The sequence below is a fragment of the Epibacterium sp. Ofav1-8 genome, assembly GCF_022348185.1.
Lineage (GTDB): Bacteria > Pseudomonadota > Alphaproteobacteria > Rhodobacterales > Rhodobacteraceae > Epibacterium.
This window is the reverse complement of sequence record NZ_JAKRFD010000005.1, coordinates 336599-357213: the sequence shown is the minus strand read 5'-3', so window position 1 is coordinate 357213 and position 20615 is coordinate 336599. Positions and strand designations below refer to the sequence as shown.

The following is a 20615-nucleotide window of genomic DNA, read 5'->3' as shown; positions in this document are numbered from 1 at the left end:
TCCACCGAGGCCACCGGCCCCAGCATCAGCTCCACCGATCCACCCGCCCCGGGCACATGAGGAAAGCTCTGCTGCCAGACCTGATGCACCAGTGCGAGGCCCAGTTCGCCATCGTCGCCGTCAAACTTCGCCACCGCCACCTCCAGACAATGCTGCAGGTGGCCATCCTCTTCGCCCTCTTCCAGCCGCAGATGCGCGCGCAGTTGGGCGAGATCCACCGGCGCCTCCGCCGGTGGGACAAGACGCTCCATCGCCATGGCTCAGGCCGCTTTCATCTGCAGGACCTTGATGGCCTTGCTCTGCGCCGGGGCCCCATCGATGCGATGCACCCCCATGATGGCGAGGTTGGGGAAGAACTTCTCGCGCGCCACGCCAAGGAGCGGATTGCCCACCTTGCGCACGTAGTATTCCGAGAAGTCACCGTAAGCGATGGGTTTGGTGCCCGCGCCGATCTGCGCCATCGCCTGGTTGAAGGACACGGGCCGCCCGTTGAGCGTCGCCGGCACGCCCTTGGTGACATCCCCATCGGACCACAGATAGCGGCCATTGCCATCCTTGAGTTTGCGCAGCGCCTTCACCGACTGATCATGCATCTGGTAGCGCACCTTGGGCCCGCCGCGATAGGCCGGGTCGACGGAGTGCTCCAGATCGAAGATCTCATCAAAGGTAATGGCATCCGTGGCGGTGGCCACATGGCCCACCGGCGCGCCGGTCACAAAGCCCAGGGGCTCATTGTTGCCGTTGCCGGTGGTCAGCCAGGCATTGCCCTTGCGCCCGATCCGCTCGCCGATCAGCTTGCCCAGCAGTGGCTCAAAGCCAAAGGCGGAATCCTGCGCCAGCTCAAAGGACCATTTGATCCAGGGCGTGGCCAGCGCATAGGCCAGCAATGTGGTCTTGCCAAGCGCGATGTCGCCGCTGTCATCATCCACGCCCTCATCGCCCTCGCTGTGCGGATTGGCCTCCTGGTCGGTGTCATCCACCGTCGGCAGGTCAAACGGCGCGCCATTGGCGAGGTTGATCTCGGTGGCGATCTGCCCGTCCATCATCGGGCCATGGGCGGCCGCGGCTATATTGATAAAGCCCGCCAGCGTGGTGGGCACCAGAAAGCCCCCCTGCGCCCCGGTGCCGGCGTTTTGCGCCCGGTCCTCGCGGTAGCCCCGGCGCAGCGCCGCGCGCACGTCCCGGTCCAGCTCCGACAGATCCGCCCCGGTGGCGAGGTAAAGCCGGAAGGCCTCGCGGTATTCCTCGCTCACATCCCCATCGGGCTGATGGCGGCTCTCTTCCTGGCCCGGACGGCGGCTCTCGCGCTCTTCGCGCTCCTGCTGTTCCTGGCGCGCCTCGGCCTCGCGCTGCGCCTTCAGGGCCCGCTCTTCGCGATCCGCCTCTTTTACCAGGGCGTCATATTGATCCATCATCGCGTCGAACTTGTCATTGGCGGCGCGCGCCTCTTCCTCCGGTGTTTTGTCAGTGATCCCGTCGCGCAGGCTGGTGGCCTCGGTCAGAACGGTTTGCGCCTTCTCGCGCAGCTCTTTGATCTTGCTCATGATATCCTCATTGAATGTGGGGGTGTGCGCTTGCCCAGGGCGCGGCATGGAAAAGGGCAGGACAAAGCGCCAATCAGCGCAGCCCCGACAGACGCCCGCGCATCTGCATCTGGCGGCGATAGCGCTGCGCGCCGCCGCCAAGGGCCGCCGCTTTGGAGCGAAGGCCAATCTCTGTGCCCTGGTAGGCAGGGTCGGTGACAATCGAGACATCAAAGAGCCGCACCGAGCCGATGCTGCGCAGCGCATGCGCGCCGCTCTCGTCCCAGGACTCTTTCTCGGCAATGAAGGCAAAGCTCATCTTGGAGAGATCGCCGCGCCGCATCTTGGGCAGGATCCGCTGCACATCCGGATCCTGCGGATCCAGCTCCGTCTCCACCCGCAGACCGCGCTGATCCTGCGACAGCATCAGCGTGCCGGAGCTGGTACGCGCCAGCGGCAGCCCCTCGTGGTCGATCAGAAAGGTCACATCATCGCGCCGGTCCAGCGCGGCGCTGAAGGCTCCGGCCTCCACCACCTCTTCCCAGCCCCATTTGTCGAGCGGGCCGATGGCGGTTCGTTCGCCAAAGACCGCCGCATAGCCAAGCACCCGCAGGGGCTGGCCGCTGTCCTCGCGCAGCTCTATGGGCGCGACGGCGCAATAGCGCACCTCGCGTGTTGGATCGCTCATCCAAGCCTCCGTCAGTTTGTGTTGGGTTCCGCGTCGCCGGCGTCCGGTTCAGGCGCGGCATCGTCATTCAGGTCTGGCGCAGCCGCGCCCCTGGCAAAGGCCTTGCCCGCCAGCTCAATCGGCACGGTGGCGCCCTGCACCAGAAGCACATCGCCCCCGGCCTTGGGCGCGCGGTTTTCCAGCGCGCGGCCCTCGTTTGGGGTCATCAGCCCGTTCTGGATCGCTTTGACAATCGCCTCGATCCGGGTCTTGAAGTCGCCCCGCATGATGCCATCGAGGTTCAGTTTGACATAGCGTTTGGAGCCGCGCCCGAAGATCTTCAGCGTCAGCTCCTGTTCGAACTTCTTCACCCAGCGCCGCAGCGTGTGTTTGACCAGGTGAAGATCCTGATGCTCGATATTGTTGTAATTGCCCTTGCTCAGCTCCTGCAGGAACACCGGCGGCAGCTGATAGATCCGCGCCACCTGCCCCACCGCAAAGACCTGCACCGGCGTGAGCTGCATCTTTTCCGGATCATCGCCGAGCCGCTTCAGCTCATGCCCCGCCGGCAGCGGCAGCACCGGCTTGCCCTCATCCGCCGCCCGCCGCGTCACCCGCATCAGATCCGCCGCCGAGCGCATCATCTCCCTGGCGGCCTGGAACGGCCCCGTCAGCACATAAGGCGGCACGCCGTTCTTGCCAAAGACTGTCAGCGCATAGCGATTGGCATTGAGCCCCTGGCGGATGGCGCTGGCGCAGGTCATCACCGGGTTGTGGCTGCCCACATGATCCGGTTTGAGCAAAAAGGCGATGTCGATCACATCCCGACCCGGGTAGGTCTTCACCCGCCCCGAGGGCTCGCGGTAGTCATAATAGAGCCGCCCCTGCTCCTTGCGCACCGTGGTTCGGTGATACTCCATCGGAAAGAGGTTGATCACCCGTCCCTGTGCGTTGCGCTCGATGTAGGTATAGGCGCGCCCGGGGCCAAAGACCTCGGCAAAGAAAGTCTCGCGCCAGCTGAAGGACGTGGTGCTGTCATTCACCGCCGCGCCCAGCACATCCACCACACCGCCTTTGAGCTTCCTGTCGCCGCCCTCATCAGAGGTCGCTTCAAAGACCTCGATGGGCAGACCGGCCATGGCCGCCGACAGGAAGTTGATCGCAGCCCAGACCCCGGGCAGCGACAGCGCCTCGCGCATGCTCACCCCTTCGCCCACCTCGCCCGAGAGCACCTGCGCAATGGCGGTCTCGCCACTGTCCACCACCTCGGCGCGCTGTTCTGGCGGGCCTGCCTCTTGCGTCGCCGCGCGCCGACGCCACCCCATCAATCCCACAGCATATCCTCCAGAGAGTAGTCCTCATCGCCCCAGGGCGAGTGTTCCTTGCCCGCCCGCTCGCGGCACAGCGCAATCCCCGCCGACATCGCCAGCGAGACCATGCCGTCGATGCGGCCATGGGCCTTTTCCTTGTCAAACATCCGGTGCCCGGTGCGGTTCTCCGCGTAGGTGACCGAGGCCGCCATACTGTCCAGCAGCGGGTTCTGCGCCACGGTCTGGCGGCCGTCATAGATGGCGTTCTCCAGCTTGTTGATGGAATCCGGCATCCACAGATATATCTCCACCTCCTGCCCCGGATTGGTGGGATCCGGCACCTTCTCCAGCACCCGTTTCTGGAAGCCTTGCGGATGCACCTCGGTGGGCAGCACCAGGCCTTTTTCCGTCAGACTGTCTTTGAGCCGCTCCAGCCCATACTGATCGCAGGCGATCACCTCCGGCTGATAGCGGGAGGTGAGATCCGCCAGCGCGTCGGCAAGCCAGGGATATTTAAGCCGATCCCCCGGCACCGCCTCGATGAACCCCTGCCGCACCCAGAGATCATAGGGGGCCTGATCCCGCGCCGCGCGCTCCATCAGCGTGCCCTTGGGCGTCCAGAACCAGGTCTTGGAGACCAGGCGCTCGGCGTCCTTGGTGGCATCGAGCACCCATGTGAGGGTCAGCGCCGAGAAGTCGCGCACCTGGCTCAGGTCCAGCCCGCCAAAACAGGGATAGCCCTGCGCGGTCAGCTCTTCGGGATCCACCGCGCCGTGACAGGCCACCCAGGCCTCGCGCCGGATCGCCGCCGTCACCGATTGCGTCCACTGGCAAAAATGCAGCCGCGCAATGCCGTTGCGCTTGCCCGGCATCATCTTCGCCTGGTTCACCACCTTGGCGAGATATTCCTCATCGATGGTGACCCCCAACAGCGGGTTCACCTTTACCCAGCAGCTTGGGTCATTCTCCCAATCATCGCCCTCATCCAGCGAACAGATGAAGGCAAATGTACTGTCATCCTCAATGGCGCCGGTCACCACATTGACGCCGTGCTGGTGCTCTTCCCAGCAGATCGATTTTTTGTCGGTGCCGGAGTTGGTCGCCATGCACAGGAGCGGCTGTTTGCGGAACTTGAAGCCCCGCTCCAGCATATCGATCACATCCCGGTTGGGATGTTCATGCACCTCATCGGTGAGCGCACAATGCGGTCGCGGGCCGGATTGGGCTTTCTCGGCCGAGAGCGGTTTGAACTTGCGCTTGTCGCCCCCGCGCCCCCGGTAGGTCATTTGCCAGACGGGGTTTTCCCCTTGCTGCTGCACTTTCCGCTTCAGCACCGGCGACTGATCCACCATCGCCACCGCATCCTGGAACAGGATCCCCGCCTGGTCCTTCTTGGCCGCCGCCGCATAGATCTCGGCGCGCGGCTCGCCATCGGCCACCATCATATAAAGCCCAATGCCGCCCAGCATCGGCGATTTGCCGTTGCCCTTGCCTTCCTCATCGTAAAACCGCGTGAACCGCCGCAGCCACGCCTCGTGCTGGGCGCTGTATTTTTGCCAGCCAAAGAGCGAGCCGATGCGGAACGCCTGGCTCGGGTGCAGCTCAAAGGGCCGGCCCTCAAACTGCCCGCCATTGAGCCGCAGCACCTGCGGAAAGAACCGGATCGCCCGCAGCGCCGCCGCCAGATCCCATTTGAGCCCGCGCTTGGGCCCCTCCACCAGATCTCGCAGATGCCGATCCGCCGCCGCCCGCACATAGGGCCCGGCCACAACCTCGCCGGCCTCGACCGCTCGCGCCCAGGCTGTCACCGGATCCTCGCTGGCCGAGACCCAGTCAGAGGATGCGCTCACGTCAGATAGCTCTCGGGCCCATCGGGGTCGGCAAAACTGAACCCCATCTGCCCTGCCCCCGACAGCCCCCGCTCCGCCGCCGGCGTCATGCCAAAGTCATTGGCCAGGCCGCGGATCTGACGAAAGGTCTCATTGAGCTGCGCCACCTCGGGCCGCGCCTTGATCTGCACCCCGTTGCGCGTCTCGCTCTCATAGGTCTCGCCGGTCTCTTCCAGTTCCAGCTCCAGACGTTCAAACCGCAGCACCGCTTTGCAGAGCTGTTTGAACATCATCACATTGCTGGGTTTGAGCCGGTCCACGGTCGGGTGACACAGCGGCAGCGCCAGCCGGTCAAAGGTCCAGCGCAGCTCGCCGGTCAGCCCCTCGGGCCGGATCTCCTCCAGGCGCAGCCGCGCCCGCTCTTCCAGATTGTGAAGCGGCGCGCCCTCTTCCGCGAGGGCCACAACTTTTTCCTCTGCCGGTCTGCGCCCTCGCATATCCCGATCAACTCCTTGTTCATGTGGCTTTTTCTATTCAATTTCCACTTTGCACAGACAAAGGCTCCCCCTCCGGTTGCCACCACATCCGGAATTCCTTCGAACCCTCCCCCCGGGGCATTCGCCCCGCTGCGTCAGCGGTTGGCGGGGTGCTGTGGATCCACCGGCCAGCCATCCGCGCCGCGCTCTTCCGAGTACCCGCGCGCCTCCAGCCGTTGTTTGTTCTGATCATGATCATCCGGGCACAGCGTCTGCAGATTGCCCGGATCCAGAAACAGCGCCGGATCGCCCCGATGCGGGATCACATGATCCACCACCAGGCGGCAGCGCTTTGGGTTACCTTGTCGTGTGCCCGACGCCGTCAGGGTTCCGTCATTGACGATCCCCCGCCGTAGACACGCCCGGCACAGCGGCTCCCGCGCCAGATGCTGAGGCCGCAGCCGACGCCGCCACGCAGACAGGTTGTACAAATGGTGATACTCGCTCCGTGCCGTCATACCATACCCCCGGAACGCAAAAGCGCCCGCCGGTTTCCCGTGGGCGCAATCAGTGATGATGCATATTTAGTGGCACGCCGGTGACAACTGCGTCAAGGGGGAGAAGGAGTACGCAGTTAGAAAAGTTAGGCACTTTTTCCTGCTACCTGCCTGTCGAAATCCGTCTTATGCGGGGGTTCGGCTCCTAGCAGTCCAGAAAAAATGACCTTGCCGCGAAGAATGGAGCTTCCGTAATTTTCGAGCTGCCTCTTCCGCGGTGATCTCCCCTGCTGCGTGGGCCTCACGGATCTTTCGCGCCTCTTTTTTGATTTGGTACAAGTGATTTGAGCGGCTTGATCCAGCTGATTGTACTACCCACTGGCCACTTTCACCTGTTTTTTTCAAAAGGCCCGGCATATTTCTCTCCCTAGAACTGCTCTTCTATATGGTTGATTAGAGGTTCAGTTGTAACCACCAACTGGTCGGCAATGTTCCCATGGAACGCATGCGGTCGGTCACAGTCAATCGAGACAAACCCTTTGATTCGACCGTTTCCAAGCGCTGTGATTGGCAAAATTACTATCGAGCGGTAGGTGCACTTAGACTGCGTTGGACTAAAAAATGCCTCCTTTCCGAACGACTTCAAGTCTGGGACGACACGAGGTTGAGGGCCTGTCTGACATGCAATATGCCCCATCACCTTTTCTAAGTGCTTAAGCCTGCGCCCTTTTGGGCGCTCGTTCCCAGGATTGCGATGACGGATTTTCATGCTTTTGGTGCTCTTCCCATCGTACAGCGCCAAGCTAACAGAGATTGATCGTTTTGGCGACTTTGTAATTTGTCTGGCGTAGGCTTCGATGACGCCCAGAGCCGCTGTGAGCGTGTCTTCTTTGTTCGCCGCCAGTGTGGCTGAAGATTTAACAGAAGTTATGAGGTCGCCGATCCTAACCCAGGCTTCAACCGAAGCCTGTTCAGCAGCGTTGTTTTTAGCCTGCGATCGCTTGTCTAGTAAGCTGCTAAAACTAAAAAGAAAAAACAGAACTCCGGTCGCGATAGTAGCTTGCAAACCATTGATCCGTTCATAAACAAAGTATGCTAGAAAAGGAGCAGACGCGATGAGGCTAAACTTGGCTAGGAAGTGCGTGATGCCAAAAAAACGCAGGCCTCGAGGAACTTTATTGTGCCACCAAAATAATACGCTGTTCTTTAAACTTTGAAACCAGCTTGGGTCTTCTTGGATCCAAGTTTTTATCTTGCGTTCAAATTTATCCAACTTGGCTTGCCTGTTGATTATCTCGGCGCATTCAATCGCAATAAACAGAAAACGCCACCTCTACGACGTCGTTCTGTTAGCATACGCACAAACTGGCAATCAAGGTCAGCACTCAAAGGCTCGAGGTAAAGCTGGAGCGACCGCTTTGCGCGGCTTTGATCCATCACATCCGCTCCAACACCTCCGCCAAAGCCTGCCGCAACGCCCCGACCGTCTGCCCTCGGACACTCCACCCATGCGCCCGCAGCACCGCGCTGATCGGCTTGTCCTCCAGGCACACCATATCCACCAGATGCTGATCCGTGATGTTCACGCGTGAGCCCCGTTTTGAAGGTCTGATCTTGCGCACAGCCATGGCAGTGCCTGTGCCGATGCGCCTGCGGATCCGCTCGATTTCTTCGCGATCCCGCAGCACCGCATCGATGAAGCTGCCATTGCCACCACCGCCACTGCGGAGGGCCTCAACAGACGAACACCGGACACCGGCACACGCGTGGCGTTCGACCAGATCCCGGTAATACCGCCCTGCAGCCACCTGCGCGCGGGTAAAGGGCGCGGGCTTGCCGTTGCTGGCCGCCTTGGCCGCCATGACGTCGAAGACGTCCGCCCGCTGCATTGCCGACCGGCCACGATAACCCGAAGGGCGGGCGACCCAGTCGTTTTCACCTTCGGGAAACAGGCTCATCGGTTGGAACACGCGGATGGCTCCCCGGGCCGGTGCCTCGGGGATCGCATCGCCACAGATCTCCGGCACCTGCCCCCGCGCTTTCACGGCTTCTATACGTTCCGCATCCGCCTGCAGGCGCAGCTGGCGCGCTGCCATGAACTTTGCCACCGGGGTCAGATCTGCCACGCCATCAGATGCCACGATCACAACATGCTCACTCATGCTGCTGCACCCCGCTGCGCCTTGTCTGCAATCTCCCGGCATTTCTGCAGCGCTTCAGACCGCCGCGCGCGAAAGCTCTCATCCTCCATCGACAACCGATCCCCACGGCCAGCGCGCATCTCGATATCCGCCATCCGGCGCACAGCCCCATCCGCCTCATTGCGGATCTGGGTGATTGTGTATGGCCCTGGCCAAACGCGCGCACCGCGCAGGTAACGCAGCAACTCCGGTGCCCAACCCTCAGCAAGTGCCTTATGTCCAAGTTCGTCTGTAAAGGCCTTCAACAACAACGGCGAAGGCCCGCTGTCCGGTAACTGGATATCGCGCGCCTTGTTCAGGATCTTGAGCCCAATGGGGAACCTGTCCTTATCCTTACCGCCCGGGTGCGCCTCAACCCAATCCCGCAAGATCGCAAGGTTTGCCGGGGTCATATACGCCAGCTTCTGACGCAGCTCACGGAGCATCACCGCAAACTGCGCCTTGGTCAGCGTGGAAGGCCGTGCCAGTCCCAACGCCTCCAGCGGCGTGATCAACAAATCCTGCACTCGCGCCTCACCGGCGGCCTGTTCTTTCGTATTCATTCCTGCACCTCTTTTTCTCAGCGTTCCGACATATCCACAGGCTGCTCGGCCCGAGTGGGAGCGGAACGAAATCTCATTTCATATTCTCTCATTTCATTTCCTCTCTTATGTCTGGAACTGTTCCATTCTGTTCGGAACTGTTCTGGTATGTTCCGTTCTGTTCCGCCCACAGGTGGCCGGATTTCTTCAATGATTTCAGGGGGCGCGGCGTGGGCGACCCACAATGCCCTCAGATACGGCCTCTTTGAGGGCACGTCCGATGGAGGCTTGGAACTGCGGCATACGCCTCTGACCGGGGTGGTGTTTGAGCAGCCAGTCATCCACCCAAGCCACGGCCAGCTCATCGGAACACAGATCCTCGCTGCAGCCGATGTCGCGCAGCACCTCGATCAGCCGTTTGCGCCGCGCATAGACCGCCTTGTCTTCATTGCTGGCCTTGTGCTCCAGATGACCGCGTAACGCGCCCTCCATCACCTCTTGCACCACCGGATGCGCCAGGCGAATTTCACCGTTGTCACAGCGCACCGGGTGCCAGTTATAGAGGGGGTTAAACGCCCGCTCTTTCAGCGGGATCCACCGCTCCAGCGGCAACCCCAGCAGAAAGGCCAAGCTGTCATCGTCGCTGGGCAAGGTCCCCAAGGGGGCCTCACCATGCGACTTGAAGAACAGCTCCATACCGAAAAAGCCGACTTCCGGGTCACGGTAGGCCTTGCGCCGGAAGTCGCTGCGATCATAGCGATCATGGTTGAACGGCATGAAGTAATGCGAGTCCAACCGGCTTTCCGCCGAGATCGGGTATTCCGGAAGATCCGAGGCCTCCACCAGCTTGACCTGCGCAACCTGTGTCATTTGACCCTCACCAGGTTACGCGGGCCAACGGCGTCTTTGATCTGATCCAGAGTTTTCGCCATCGAGGACACGCGACCAATAACAGCCTCCAGGCTCTCCACCTCCAATTTCGCAGCGGTCAGACGCGCCTGCGTGTCCTGCATGAACTTGCGGATTTCATCGCCAAGGGCGGCCATGTCGTCATTGCTGCCTCCCGGCCCAAAGAACTCATCGCGGATACTCGCGACCCAGCCGGGCATGACATTCAGCACCTTGGCCACCGTGTCATCGGTTTCGCCACCGCAGTAGCACTGCCGATCATGATCATAGACCTCGCTTAGGATTTCCATGATCTCGCGCTTTTGCACCCGCGTGGGTTCACGCGGGGCCGTTTCGGCAGGTGTTTTCTGCTCTGTTTTTGCTGCCATCTTTTCCACCTTTCTTTTTGCCTCACAGGTGCCGCACCGCAGTCGTTTGCCGATATAGGACCACCCCAACCGTTGAATTTTGGACACCGCCTGGCCGTGCCCGTCGCTGCCATCTCGCCCATGGCGGGCCGCGACCGTGTCCTCGCGCCCGCAATCATCGCAAATGCAGCGGTAGCGTGGTGCGCCGCGCGCATCTCGAACTGGATCAAGCGCCATAGCGGCCCCCTGTTGCGCACAACATCAGGCCGCTTCCCCGAACAGGGCTGACAGCTCGCCATCCAGCGCCTCGATCATCCGCGGGCCGCTCTCTGCCGCGGGTCTCTTCACCATCTTGCGATAGGCCCCGGCCCAGCCGCGATAGCGGCAGATCTGGGTGCAGGTGCGTATCGAGGCGCCGGTAAACTCCGCCATATCTTGCAGGGTGCATTCGCCGGCACTGTCCTGGATCAGCCACCAGATCTGATAGGCAATCCGCTCGATCCGGGGTGAGGAATTCCGTACCATCATGCGGCCCTCGCCAATTGATCCTGAAAGAACGCCGCCGCGCCAGGATCGGTGAGGATCATCAGCAAGGCGGTATGGCTGGCGGGCGCTGTCACCGCGCCCCACCAGTTGAGCGCGGTCTGAAACGAGACATCGCAAAATAGCGCCACCTCTCGCGGACTATGAAACCGCGCGTGGAAATAGGCCGACCAAAGGTCAGGCGCGCTGACCTTCAGCGCATGAGGGTCCAACTGATTTGACCAAGACGCTTGGTCAGCGGACGTGCCAGGCTGGTCGCATGGCACATCATTGTTCACGATCAGGGTTAGACGCGGGCGGCTCATGCGGCTGCGTCCTTTGCATCATTTTCACCCGCAACTGCAAGAAATGAGAAGAGACCTCGATTTGGTTCACAAACCTCAGCCTCCACTGCCATCACACAGAGTGCATCATACCAAGCCGCAGGTAGGACGCCCGCCTGCATATGGGTGTGTACTGTCGTCGGACTCTTGCCGAGACGTGCAGCGACGGCCCTGTACCCGCCAAGCTCATTGATCAGATTTCTTGTGCTCATGCACAACCGATAGTCCGAATTATTCAGACCATCAAGATCCGACGATGAGAAAGTTCAATTTATTCGGACCTGAAGTAGATAGTCCCTATGAACATCGACACCAAAGAACGCCTAGCCCGCACGGGCGATGTATCGCCCGAAGCTATTCGAGTGCGCCTTCTGGCCGCACGCAATTCTCTTGGACTGCAGCAGCTAGAAGTCGCGAAGCAACTTGGCTTGAAGAAGACTACATTCCACAGCCAGGAGAGTAGAGGCGCTCCAAGCATTGCCACCATGAAGTATTACTACCGGCAGCATCGGATCGACTTTAATTTCATCCTCCATGGTGACTTTGCTCAACTTCCGCAGGACGTTCAGGACAGACTCTTCTCAGCACTGCAAGACGAATAGCCCAAAGCGGATCACAAATAAGGTTGAGATCCACCCCAATACGGCGCGCCAACGCCAACACCTGTAACAAACTTACCTCTCCGATTCCCGAATGTTCTGTTTTTGTTCTCATATAATCTAAACTTCCGAACGAACGCCAACAGTAAATTATCCGAATTTTTTGAACCACTGACTTGATCAGTTCACATTTTTCGGATTACGTCATCCCCATCAACCGATGGAGGATTGAATGCAAGACAGACTGGAAACCGTGCTGCGGGACGCGCAGCAGATCGCAGGCTCGCCCGAGGATCACCTCGACAGCCCGCATCTCTTCACAACAGCCTGGGCAACACTGAAGGCCGCGCGCGGCCAGGGCTTTGACCCGGCACGCCTGCGGGCTGCGCATTTGGTCGAGCGCCCGGCGCCGACGCCAGAGCCGACCGAGCAGGTCTTGGAGCGTGTCGGCCACAAGGTGCGCCGCGTCATGGCGGATCGCCAGATCACCCCGCACGGCCCCCATGCGGCGTAAGGCGAGGCGCACCCGCAATGACACACCCTATCTCTCAAGGTTCCGCACCCATGGCGGACGACCCCCACGGGCTCCGCCCGTCTGAGGTCAGTGAACACCTGAGCCGCGTTGGAGGATTGCGCGGCGCAGCCAACACCGAGGTTTCGCATCGCTCCTGCGATGCGGATCTGGCGCGGGCGGATCAATCCTCCAAGTTGCCCACCGCCCGCGCATCATCCGCCGCGATCAACACCCTCGCGCTATATGCCGCGACGGAGACGCTCAGAGCTACACCGATGCATCAGAGGTCCGAACAGTTCACGGATCTTGGCGGATGTATCACTGCGCCCGTGTCAGACGCATGGGTCTATGACGAGGCGCTTTGGCTGGTGGATCTGATGGGCATTCAATGCAGCGGAACATCCCGCCAAGGCGCGCTGAACGGCTGGATCAAGATCGCCTCTGCGCGCGTGTCCCGCCGCGCCAGCGATGGCCGCCCGGATTGCCCATACAGCGGCCAATCTTTAGCGCCAGCAACGCGCTGAACACCACTCACGATACAAACCAAAGACATGATTGCTCCCGCAGCAATGAAGGATAGCATATGACCCAACAACTCATCGCGGTTGATGCTGGCGCGCTCAGTGACCTCATTGATCGCCTCACCAAGATCGAAAAGCTGCTTGCATCGGCAGAGCTGTCGCGTCGTGAGGATTGGCTTTCCATACCCGAAGCTGCCCGCATCTTGAAATGCGATCCGTCCACTATCCGACGCAAGATCAATAGCGGTGAGCTGAAAGCGAGCGGAAGCGGCAAAACCCGCCGCGTCCAACTCAGCTGATCAGACTGTGGCAAAAAGCGAAGAGCGAAATCTCCCTGTATCAACGCTGTTAATGGCCGGTCTGTCAGCGCTGGCGAGCAAGCTCTATCCCTGACGTGAATTCTCCGATCGTTTCAGACTACGGATGTGGGAGACTAACCTGCTGGGTGAAGCAGCCGATACATCCCATTAACGGACCTCCGACCTGTCGCATAGTCGCGACGGGTTCGCATGCAGGTGGGCGGAAACGGGGCTTTCGCTGCAGGAGCGTCGAAATTTGGAGTAACTTGTGGAAGCAGTCACTGGCGAATACTGTGGAAGTCATTGAGCACTTGAGGTTAACTGCTGATATTGTAGCAGCTTGGCCTGGAGACCGTTAGCATTGGCGAGCAAAGAGGCAACGGCCAGAATAAAAATTAATAGGCTCCTAGAGAATGCGGGGTGGCGGTTTTTCGATGATAGTAACGGCCCCGCCAATGTTGTCTTGGAGCCAAACGTAAAGATCACACAAAACGATCTGGATGCACTCGGCAAGGACTTGGAAAAGACCGCCGATGGCTTTATCGATTTCTTGCTCTTGGACGGAAATGGTAAACCTCTCATCATCTTGGAGGCGAAATCCGAAGATAAGAACCCGCTTGTCGGCAAAGAGCAAGCTCGACGCTATGCTCGGTCTCAGAACGCCCGATTTGTCATCCTGAGTAACGGGAATATTCATCATCTGTGGGATCTAAGGCAGGGAAACCCCACAGTGATTTCCGCGTTTCCAGCGCCAGAAGAGATCGGAAACCACTACAAATTCGAGCCTGATGCTGAGCGCTTGGCCAACGAACACGTTGACGAGGACTACATCGCCCTCACACAGATGCCTGGTTTTGTTCAAGAAGCAGCGTGGCGCGTTGAGGCTGAACGTGCCAGCTTCGTTGAGAAGAATAAGCTCCGCTTTTTGCGAAAGTACCAGCTCGGCGCTGTGCGTAGCGTCCAAGATGCTGCAAAGAATGGGGCAACTCGGTTTCTTTTCGAAATGGCTACGGGCACAGGCAAGACGTTAACTTCTGCCGCCTTGATCAAGCTGTTCCTTAAAACCAGAAATGCCAAGCGTGTATTGTTTCTGGTTGATCGCCTTGAATTGGAGGTGCAAGCAGACAAAGCCTTTAAGGGATATTTGAAGAACGATTTCACATCCGTGATCTACAAAGAGCAAAAGGATGATTGGCGAAAGGCCGATATAGTTGTGACGACGGTGCAATCGCTATTGTTCAACGATAAATTCCGTCGTCACTTCGCGCCCACAGATTTTGATCTCGTGATTTCGGATGAAGCTCACCGTTCCATCGGTGGCAACGCGCGAGCTGTCTTCGAATACTTCATCGGTTACAAGCTGGGTTTGACCGCTACACCGCGTGACTATCTGAAAGGTAGCGAGAAAGACCGTGCTGAACGCGACCCACGTGAGACCGAACGGCGCTCGATGCTCGATACCTACAGGACTTTCGGATGTGCGTCGGGCGATCCAACCTATCGCTACTCCCTCATTGATGGGGTGCGAGACGGATTTCTGATCAATCCCTATGTTGTCGACGCTCGTACGGGTGTGACAACCCAACTCCTCTCCGACGAAGGTTTCGTTGTTGAGACTGTCGATGAGGATGGGAATGAAGCCAAAGAAGCGTTTGCAGGCAGGGACTTCGAGAAAAAGTTTTTTGCTGAAGCAACCAACTTGGCATTTTGCAAGACATTGTTGGAGCATGGTCTGCGAGATCCGATCTCCAGAGAGTTTGGCAAGACCATCGCATTTGCTGTAAGCCAAAACCACGCGGCAAAAATTACCCAGGTACTGAATGAAATGGCCGATCAGCTTTGGCCGGGGCGATACAACTCTGATTTCGCCATGCAGGTGACGAGCCACGTCCCTGATGCCCAGCGTATGACCGTGAACTTTGCCAACAACAACCTTGGTGGCCATAGCGGCTTCTTGGAGAACTATCGCACATGCAAGGCGCGGGTCTGCGTTACTGTCGGCATGATGACCACGGGTTACGATTGCCCTGATCTCTTGAACCTCGCCCTGATGCGGCCTGTGTTCTCGCCGTCTGATTTCGTGCAGATCAAAGGACGTGGCACTCGCAAGCACAACTTCGTTGAAGAAATGTTCGATCCTGCCGAGAAAGCGGCACTTGGCGATGTCGCGAAAGACACGTTCAGGCTGTTCGACTTCTTCGCCAACTGCGAGTACTTCGAGGAGAAGTTCAAATACGACGAGGAGTTGACGCTCCCTCCCACACCTTCAATGCCGTTATCTACGGGCGGAGAAGGGGGTGAAGGTGGTACCACGCACGGTGGGATCGGCACCTACGAGCATTTCGATCCTGATGAAGTCGTCTCGCAGGTTGAAACCCAGATCGGCACCGACGGGATGCGGATTGATCGTGAACTGTTCCGCAAGTTTGAAGAACGCGTACGAGGCGACGATACGCTTTCCCAACTGGTGGATGCGCAAAATTGGGAGGCCGCCACTCGCCACGTGATCGAAGAAATCTTCGACAAACCGAGCGAGTACTTCAACCTTGAGAAACTGCGCCGTGCCGCAGGGGTGGACCGCCGTATCTCGGTGCGCGAGCTGATCGAAAAAGCGTTCGGCTTCATCCCCAAATTCAAGAGCAAGTCTGAGCTGATCGAAGACGAATTCCAGAAGTTCCTGACCGACCAGCAGCCCGAGGAAGGCGACCGCATCCGTGAAATGCGTTATTTCTTCGAGGCCTACATCCGTGATGCTCACGTTCGCGCCAAGATCGACGCTGGCCAGTTCGCGGACCTCAATGTACATCCCACCTTCACCACGCGCGATCTCAAGGACGTTCCTCAAGAGTGGCGCAAACGCATCCCCGAATACATCAAGGACTACGTGTCCCTGAACCCGTTCATGTGACGAAAGACCTGCAATGCTCGACGCCGAAACAAAGAGAAGAATTGATACCTGCCGCGACATCCTCGTGGGCAAAGTGCCGGACCCGAAGAGCCAGGTCGAACAGATCACCGTCGCACTGATCTACAAGTTCATGGACGATATGGACCTTGAGGCAGAGGAGATGGACGGCAAACCCACCTTCTTCACTGGCGAATATGAAAAATTCCGCTGGTCCAAGCTGGTCGCACCCGGTGTCACCGGGCAGGACATGCTCAACACATATTCCGAAGCGTTGACCAAGATGGTCGAGAATGACGGTCTCCCCGCGCTCTTCCGACAAATATTCCGCAACGCCTATCTGCCCTACCGCGACCCCGAAACGCTCCGCTCCTTCCTGCGTGAGATCGACAGCTTCAACTATGATCACAGCGAACGGCTGGGCGATGCCTTTGAATACTTGCTGTCCGTCCTCGGCAGTCAAGGCGATGCGGGCCAGTTCCGCACCCCGCGCCATATCATCGACTTCATGGTTGAGATCATCGACCCGCAGAAAAACGAGGTCATCATGGACCCTGCTTGCGGCACAGCGGGCTTTCTGATCTCGGCCTACAAGCACATCCTGAAAATGAACTCCTCGGATGTGGTGAATGGCAATGGGGCCGAGAACGCGGGCGATGCTGCCGAGCAAGCCATCGAGAACCCGAAGCGCTTCAAGGGCGATCTGCTCAGCCAGGAGGACCGCCAGCGTCTTGCCCACAACATCAAAGGTTATGACATCTCACCCGATATGGTTCGGCTCAGCCTTGTGAACCTTTACCTGCATGGCTTTCCCGACCCCAAAGTCGAGGAATACGATACTCTCACGTCCGAGGACAAATGGACGGAAATGGCGGATGTCATCCTCGCCAATCCGCCGTTTATGTCGCCGAAAGGTGGGATCAAACCGCACACCAAGTTTCAAGTGCAGTCCAAGCGCAGCGAAGTGCTGTTTGTCGATTACATCGCTGAGCACCTAACGCCGAATGGCCGCGCGGCGATTGTCGTGCCCGAGGGGATCATCTTCCAAAGCCAGAGCGCCTATGTCGCCCTGCGCAAGATGCTGGTGGAGAACCACCTTGCCGCTGTGATCTCGTTGCCTGCAGGGGTGTTCAACCCCTATTCGGGCGTGAAGACCTCGATCCTGATCCTTGATCGCGCGGTGGCCAAGGCCAGCAAGCATGTTGCCTTTTTCAAGATCGAAAACGACGGTTTCCAGCTTGGGGCGCAGCGCAAGGCGCAGAAGGCATCACAGCTTCCAAAGGTGAAGGCCGAGCTGACCGCATGGATGCAGGCCGCGCGGGGCGGGGCTGGGGAAGAGCTGGAGAGCGTTTTAGGTTACTCCGTTGAGCGTAAGGTCATCGGGGACGACGGCGAGTTTAACCTGAGTGGCGAAAGATACAGACCGGAGAATGACGATCAATTCGAAATCCCGCGTGTGCCAATTGGAGAGATTTGCACCCTTAACCCGCCAAAGCGTGAGGTTCGCGATCTCCCCAGCGACACCGTGGTTTCGTTTGTTCCAATGGCTGACTTGCGCGAGTGGGATATCTCGTTTCGCCCGTCAGAGACCAAGGCGCTCGGGGAAGTCGGGAACAGCTACACCTACTTCGCTGACAATGACGTTTTGCTCGCGAAGGTCACCCCCTGTTTCGAAAACGGTAAAGCCGGGATCGCCAAAGGCCTTGAGAGCGGTATCGGCTTTGGCTCGAGCGAATTCTATGTTCTGCGTTCTGGGGAGCAGGTCTTGCCCGAATGGGTCTATCGTTGTGTGACGCATGAAGCGTTTCGCGCTCAAGCCATCCCGCAGATGACAGGCACGGGTGGGCTGCAGCGTGTTCCAAGAGCGTTCGTTGAGCGTTTCAATATCCCCCTGCCGCCGCTTGAGGTGCAGCGGGAGATTGTGGCCGAGATCGAGGGCTATCAGCGCGTCATCGACGGTGCTCGGGCCGTCATCGACAACTACCGCCCCCACATCCCGATTGATCCTGAGTGGCCAATGGTCCCAATAGCAGAGGCATGCGAACGAATAACGAAAGGCTCATCGCCGAACTGGCAAGGCGTGGAATATACAGATGCAGCAAAGGGCATTCTCTTTGTGACAAGCGAAAATGTTGGTGCGGGGAAACTGCTTCTTTCAAAAAGGAAATATGTTGAACAACGCTTCAACGAGATTGAACAGAAATCGATATTACAGAACGGAGATGTTCTCACGAACATTGTAGGCGCGTCCATCGGCAGGACCGCGATTTTCGAGTTGGATGAAGAAGCAAACGTGAACCAAGCTGTATGCGTGCTTAGAGCAAACCGCGCAAAGTTGGTGCCGCGATATTTAATGACCCTTCTCAATACGCCTGACTACGTCTCTTTGTTGCTTGGTAATTCTGTCGAAAATGCCAGAGCTAATGTGAGTATGGGTGTGCTCGGGAAAATACTCATCCCGCTTCCTCAGCTTGATGTTCAACAAGCTGTCATGGCCGAAGTTGAAGCCGAGCAGTCAATCGTTGATGGCAATCGCGACCTGATCACCCGCTTCGAAAAGAAGATCGACGCCGCCATTGCCCGTGTCTGGGGTGAGGCCAAGGCGGACGAGGAGGCAGCGGCATGATCGAAGGGGCGGAAACGATCCACGATTACCTGCCAGTGTCCTACGACACCGCCAAGGAACGCGACTATGTCCGCTTTCTCTGGGAAGCGTTTGAAACCAACGTCGAGCACGACAAATACCAGTTCGCTTTCCTCGCCTACCACATGCTCGTGATGAGCTTTGTCTATTTCAACATCTGGCAGATCAAGCTGATCCGTCCGGTGCAGTTTGAAACCGCGATGGTCGGGTTCAACAAAAACATGGAAAAGGACCTGATGGCCGCGACATCGCCGTTTGTTTTCAGCGTGGTGAATGAAAGCACGGTATTGCGCTTCCTAAAGTTGATCCAATGTGACAACAGCAAGATCGGGACCTATGCCAAGCTTGTGGGAGAGCGCAACAACACTGCCCATGCCAACGGCAACATCTTCTTCAACTCCGAAAGCGAGTTCGAACGGAAGGTGCGGGACGTGCTGCGAACGGTGGCAGAAATCCAGCGCCACAGCGAAGAGATCATCAAGGAAGGGTACCGCGACTTCCTCATCGCCTCGCAGGATGACGAAGAACGTGAATATGTCGATGTGGCCGAGCAGATCACCGAAGTCCTCGTAAAGCAGCTTTATATGTCGGCTAGCGATTTGGCCTTTTGTCGGGACTACGACATCACCGAGTTGGCCGATCACCCGCGCTTTGACCAGATCGAAGCCCTGCACGCCGCGCTGGCGGAGCAATATCCGCCAGAAGAGGTAGAGGAAGCCGCATGACCTCGCTCTATGCCATATCGGACGGAAAGCTGCGCCCTGCAGTGCGTCGCGCACTCAGCAATGAAAAGCTGATCGAAGATTGGGTGGAGGCTGACCCGAGCCTTCTGGGCCTCGACGCGATGATCATCGGGCGACAGGTGCCAACCGACCACGGAAAATTCATCGACCTTCTGGCGATGGATGCCACCGGCGGGCTGACCATCATCGAGTTGAAGAAAGACCGCACCCCGCGTGAGATCGTGGCTCAAGTGCTCGACTATGCGTCATGGGTGCGTACCCTCAACACGCCAGAGGTTTACGAGCGTGCTGAGAAATATCTGGGCACCCGTCTTGTGACAGCCTTCCGGGAAAGGTTTGGTGAGGGCATTCCCGAACGTTTGAATGCCTCGCACTCCATGCTAATCGTCGCCAGTGAGTTGGACGCAGCGTCGCGCCGGATTGTTGAATATCTCTCTGAGGAGCACGGGCTGGCCATCAACACGGCCTTCTTCAACGTGTTCGAGGCGGATGGCCGCGAATGGTTGACGACTGATTTCCTGCTGGATCAAGACGAGGTGGAGGAACGGTCAGAGCGCAAAGTTCGCGCTCCTTGGTCAGGCTACTATTTCGTGAATGCAGGGCTGGGCGAGCATCGCTCGTGGGAGGACATGAAGCGCTATGGCTTCATCTGTGCCGGTGGCGGCGAATTCTATTCCAAACGCCTGCAACAGCTCAGCGTAGGCGACGAGGTTTTCGTCTATGATAAGGGCAACGGGTATATCGGCTATGGTGTGGTGACGAGCGAGGTCGTGCCTGCCGCCGAGTTCATGACCTCGGATGGCCCGCTGTTCGATCAGCCGCTTGCCGAGCCACGAATGAAGCGGCCCGGAGCCGCGCTGGAGGAAGCTGAGCATGTGGTGGGTATCGAATGGCGCAAGACCGTGGACCCCAGCCACGCCAAGCGTTTCAAGGGTGCGTTTGCGAACCAGAACATCGTCTGCAAGCTCAGGGACGAAGCGACCATAGACTTCTTGATCGGCGAATTTGACGTGGGAATTGCGTGAGTTCGAGTGCGCTAAGATTGCGGCACCGCGGCGAAAGTCGGCTTTGACGGGGCGCGCCGCAGCGACAGTAGTGTTAGGTGGACGGTAGCTCTGGGCTGGTCTGGTTCCGAAGGACGAAGACGGTTCGCAACTTTGCAGCGGCAGCTTCCTGCGCTCAGCGGACCTTTGAGCAAGGTGCAGCATCTAGGTAGATGGATGCTCCGCCAGCAGTCATCTATA

22 protein-coding genes are annotated in these 20615 nt (G+C 58.7%); 8 read left to right on the top strand and 14 right to left on the bottom strand.

Annotated elements, in window-relative coordinates; genetic code table 11:
• The 14 genes from MHM97_RS10905 to MHM97_RS10840 form a co-directional block, all read right to left on the bottom strand.
• A partial coding sequence (locus tag MHM97_RS10905; RefSeq protein WP_441316273.1) for a head-tail connector protein occupies positions 1-257 on the bottom strand: 257 nt, incomplete at its 3' end.
• 3 nt (positions 258-260) lie between these two features.
• On the bottom strand, positions 261-1544 hold the full coding sequence (locus MHM97_RS10900) for a phage major capsid protein (RefSeq protein WP_239322391.1): 1284 nt from the start codon (positions 1542-1544) through the stop codon (positions 261-263).
• 73 nt (positions 1545-1617) lie between these two features.
• The gene (locus MHM97_RS10895; protein ID WP_239322390.1) at positions 1618-2211 is read right to left on the bottom strand and encodes an HK97 family phage prohead protease; all 594 of its coding nucleotides are present in this window, start codon (positions 2209-2211) and stop codon (positions 1618-1620) included.
• A gap of 11 nt (positions 2212-2222) precedes the next feature.
• On the bottom strand, positions 2223-3515 hold the full coding sequence (locus MHM97_RS10890; protein ID WP_239322389.1) for a phage portal protein: 1293 nt from the start codon (positions 3513-3515) through the stop codon (positions 2223-2225).
• Positions 3515-5350, bottom strand: a complete 1836-nt coding sequence (locus MHM97_RS10885) for a terminase large subunit (RefSeq protein ID WP_239322388.1) — start codon at positions 5348-5350, stop codon at positions 3515-3517. Before MHM97_RS10885 ends, MHM97_RS10890 begins: the two co-directional genes overlap by 1 nt.
• Positions 5347-5826 (bottom strand): P27 family phage terminase small subunit, encoded by a 480-nt coding sequence (locus MHM97_RS10880; RefSeq protein ID WP_239321439.1) that lies wholly within the window; start codon positions 5824-5826, stop codon positions 5347-5349. The genes MHM97_RS10885 and MHM97_RS10880 overlap by 4 nt, the downstream gene beginning before the upstream one ends.
• 134 nt (positions 5827-5960) lie before the next feature.
• A complete protein-coding gene (locus MHM97_RS10875; protein WP_239322387.1) occupies positions 5961-6323 on the bottom strand; it encodes an HNH endonuclease signature motif containing protein in 363 nt (120 codons plus the stop codon).
• A gap of 406 nt (positions 6324-6729) precedes the next feature.
• Positions 6730-7575, bottom strand: coding sequence for a hypothetical protein (locus MHM97_RS10870; RefSeq protein ID WP_239322386.1), 846 nt, complete (start codon positions 7573-7575; stop codon positions 6730-6732).
• A 163-nt stretch (positions 7576-7738) separates the two neighbouring features.
• On the bottom strand, positions 7739-8464 hold the full coding sequence (locus MHM97_RS10865) for a hypothetical protein (RefSeq protein ID WP_239322385.1): 726 nt from the start codon (positions 8462-8464) through the stop codon (positions 7739-7741).
• Positions 8461-9045 (bottom strand): hypothetical protein, encoded by a 585-nt coding sequence (locus tag MHM97_RS10860; RefSeq protein ID WP_239322384.1) that lies wholly within the window; start codon positions 9043-9045, stop codon positions 8461-8463. Before MHM97_RS10860 ends, MHM97_RS10865 begins: the two co-directional genes overlap by 4 nt.
• Positions 9046-9240: 195 nt before the next feature.
• Entirely contained in the window at positions 9241-9894 is a 654-nt protein-coding gene (locus tag MHM97_RS10855; protein ID WP_239322383.1) for a hypothetical protein, read from the bottom strand.
• A complete protein-coding gene (locus tag MHM97_RS10850) occupies positions 9891-10301 on the bottom strand; it encodes a hypothetical protein (protein ID WP_239322382.1) in 411 nt (136 codons plus the stop codon). The genes MHM97_RS10855 and MHM97_RS10850 overlap by 4 nt, the downstream gene beginning before the upstream one ends.
• 240 nt (positions 10302-10541) lie before the next feature.
• Positions 10542-10808 (bottom strand): hypothetical protein, encoded by a 267-nt coding sequence (locus MHM97_RS10845; protein ID WP_239322381.1) that lies wholly within the window; start codon positions 10806-10808, stop codon positions 10542-10544.
• Positions 10805-11128: a hypothetical protein gene (locus MHM97_RS10840; protein ID WP_239321455.1), complete on the bottom strand. Its 324-nt coding sequence runs from the start codon at positions 11126-11128 to the stop codon at positions 10805-10807. Before MHM97_RS10840 ends, MHM97_RS10845 begins: the two co-directional genes overlap by 4 nt.
• Positions 11129-11445: 317 nt before the next feature.
• Between MHM97_RS10840 and MHM97_RS10835 the strand changes: the two genes are divergently transcribed.
• The 8 genes from MHM97_RS10835 (at position 11446) to MHM97_RS10800 (ending at position 20396) form a co-directional block, all read left to right on the top strand.
• Positions 11446-11748 carry a transcriptional regulator gene (locus tag MHM97_RS10835; RefSeq protein ID WP_065321304.1) on the top strand — a complete coding sequence of 101 codons (303 nt, stop codon included), beginning with the start codon at positions 11446-11448 and terminating at the stop codon, positions 11746-11748.
• A gap of 229 nt (positions 11749-11977) precedes the next feature.
• Positions 11978-12259, top strand: coding sequence for a hypothetical protein (locus MHM97_RS10830; RefSeq protein ID WP_239322380.1), 282 nt, complete (start codon positions 11978-11980; stop codon positions 12257-12259).
• Positions 12260-12309: 50 nt separating this feature from the next.
• On the top strand, positions 12310-12783 hold the full coding sequence (locus MHM97_RS10825) for a hypothetical protein (protein ID WP_239322379.1): 474 nt from the start codon (positions 12310-12312) through the stop codon (positions 12781-12783).
• A 59-nt stretch (positions 12784-12842) separates the two neighbouring features.
• Entirely contained in the window at positions 12843-13079 is a 237-nt protein-coding gene (locus MHM97_RS10820; protein ID WP_110365856.1) for a helix-turn-helix domain-containing protein, read from the top strand.
• Positions 13080-13440: 361 nt separating this feature from the next.
• The gene (locus tag MHM97_RS10815; RefSeq protein WP_239322378.1) at positions 13441-15987 is read left to right on the top strand and encodes a DEAD/DEAH box helicase family protein; all 2547 of its coding nucleotides are present in this window, start codon (positions 13441-13443) and stop codon (positions 15985-15987) included.
• 13 nt (positions 15988-16000) lie between these two features.
• Entirely contained in the window at positions 16001-18610 is a 2610-nt protein-coding gene (locus tag MHM97_RS10810) for an N-6 DNA methylase (RefSeq protein WP_239322377.1), read from the top strand.
• The gene (locus tag MHM97_RS10805; RefSeq protein ID WP_239322376.1) at positions 18607-19353 is read left to right on the top strand and encodes a hypothetical protein; all 747 of its coding nucleotides are present in this window, start codon (positions 18607-18609) and stop codon (positions 19351-19353) included. The genes MHM97_RS10810 and MHM97_RS10805 overlap by 4 nt, the downstream gene beginning before the upstream one ends.
• Complete coding sequence (locus tag MHM97_RS10800; protein ID WP_239322375.1) at positions 19350-20396, top strand: nuclease; 1047 nt, start codon at positions 19350-19352, stop codon at positions 20394-20396. The genes MHM97_RS10805 and MHM97_RS10800 overlap by 4 nt, the downstream gene beginning before the upstream one ends.
• Positions 20397-20615: the final 219 nt, after the last annotated feature.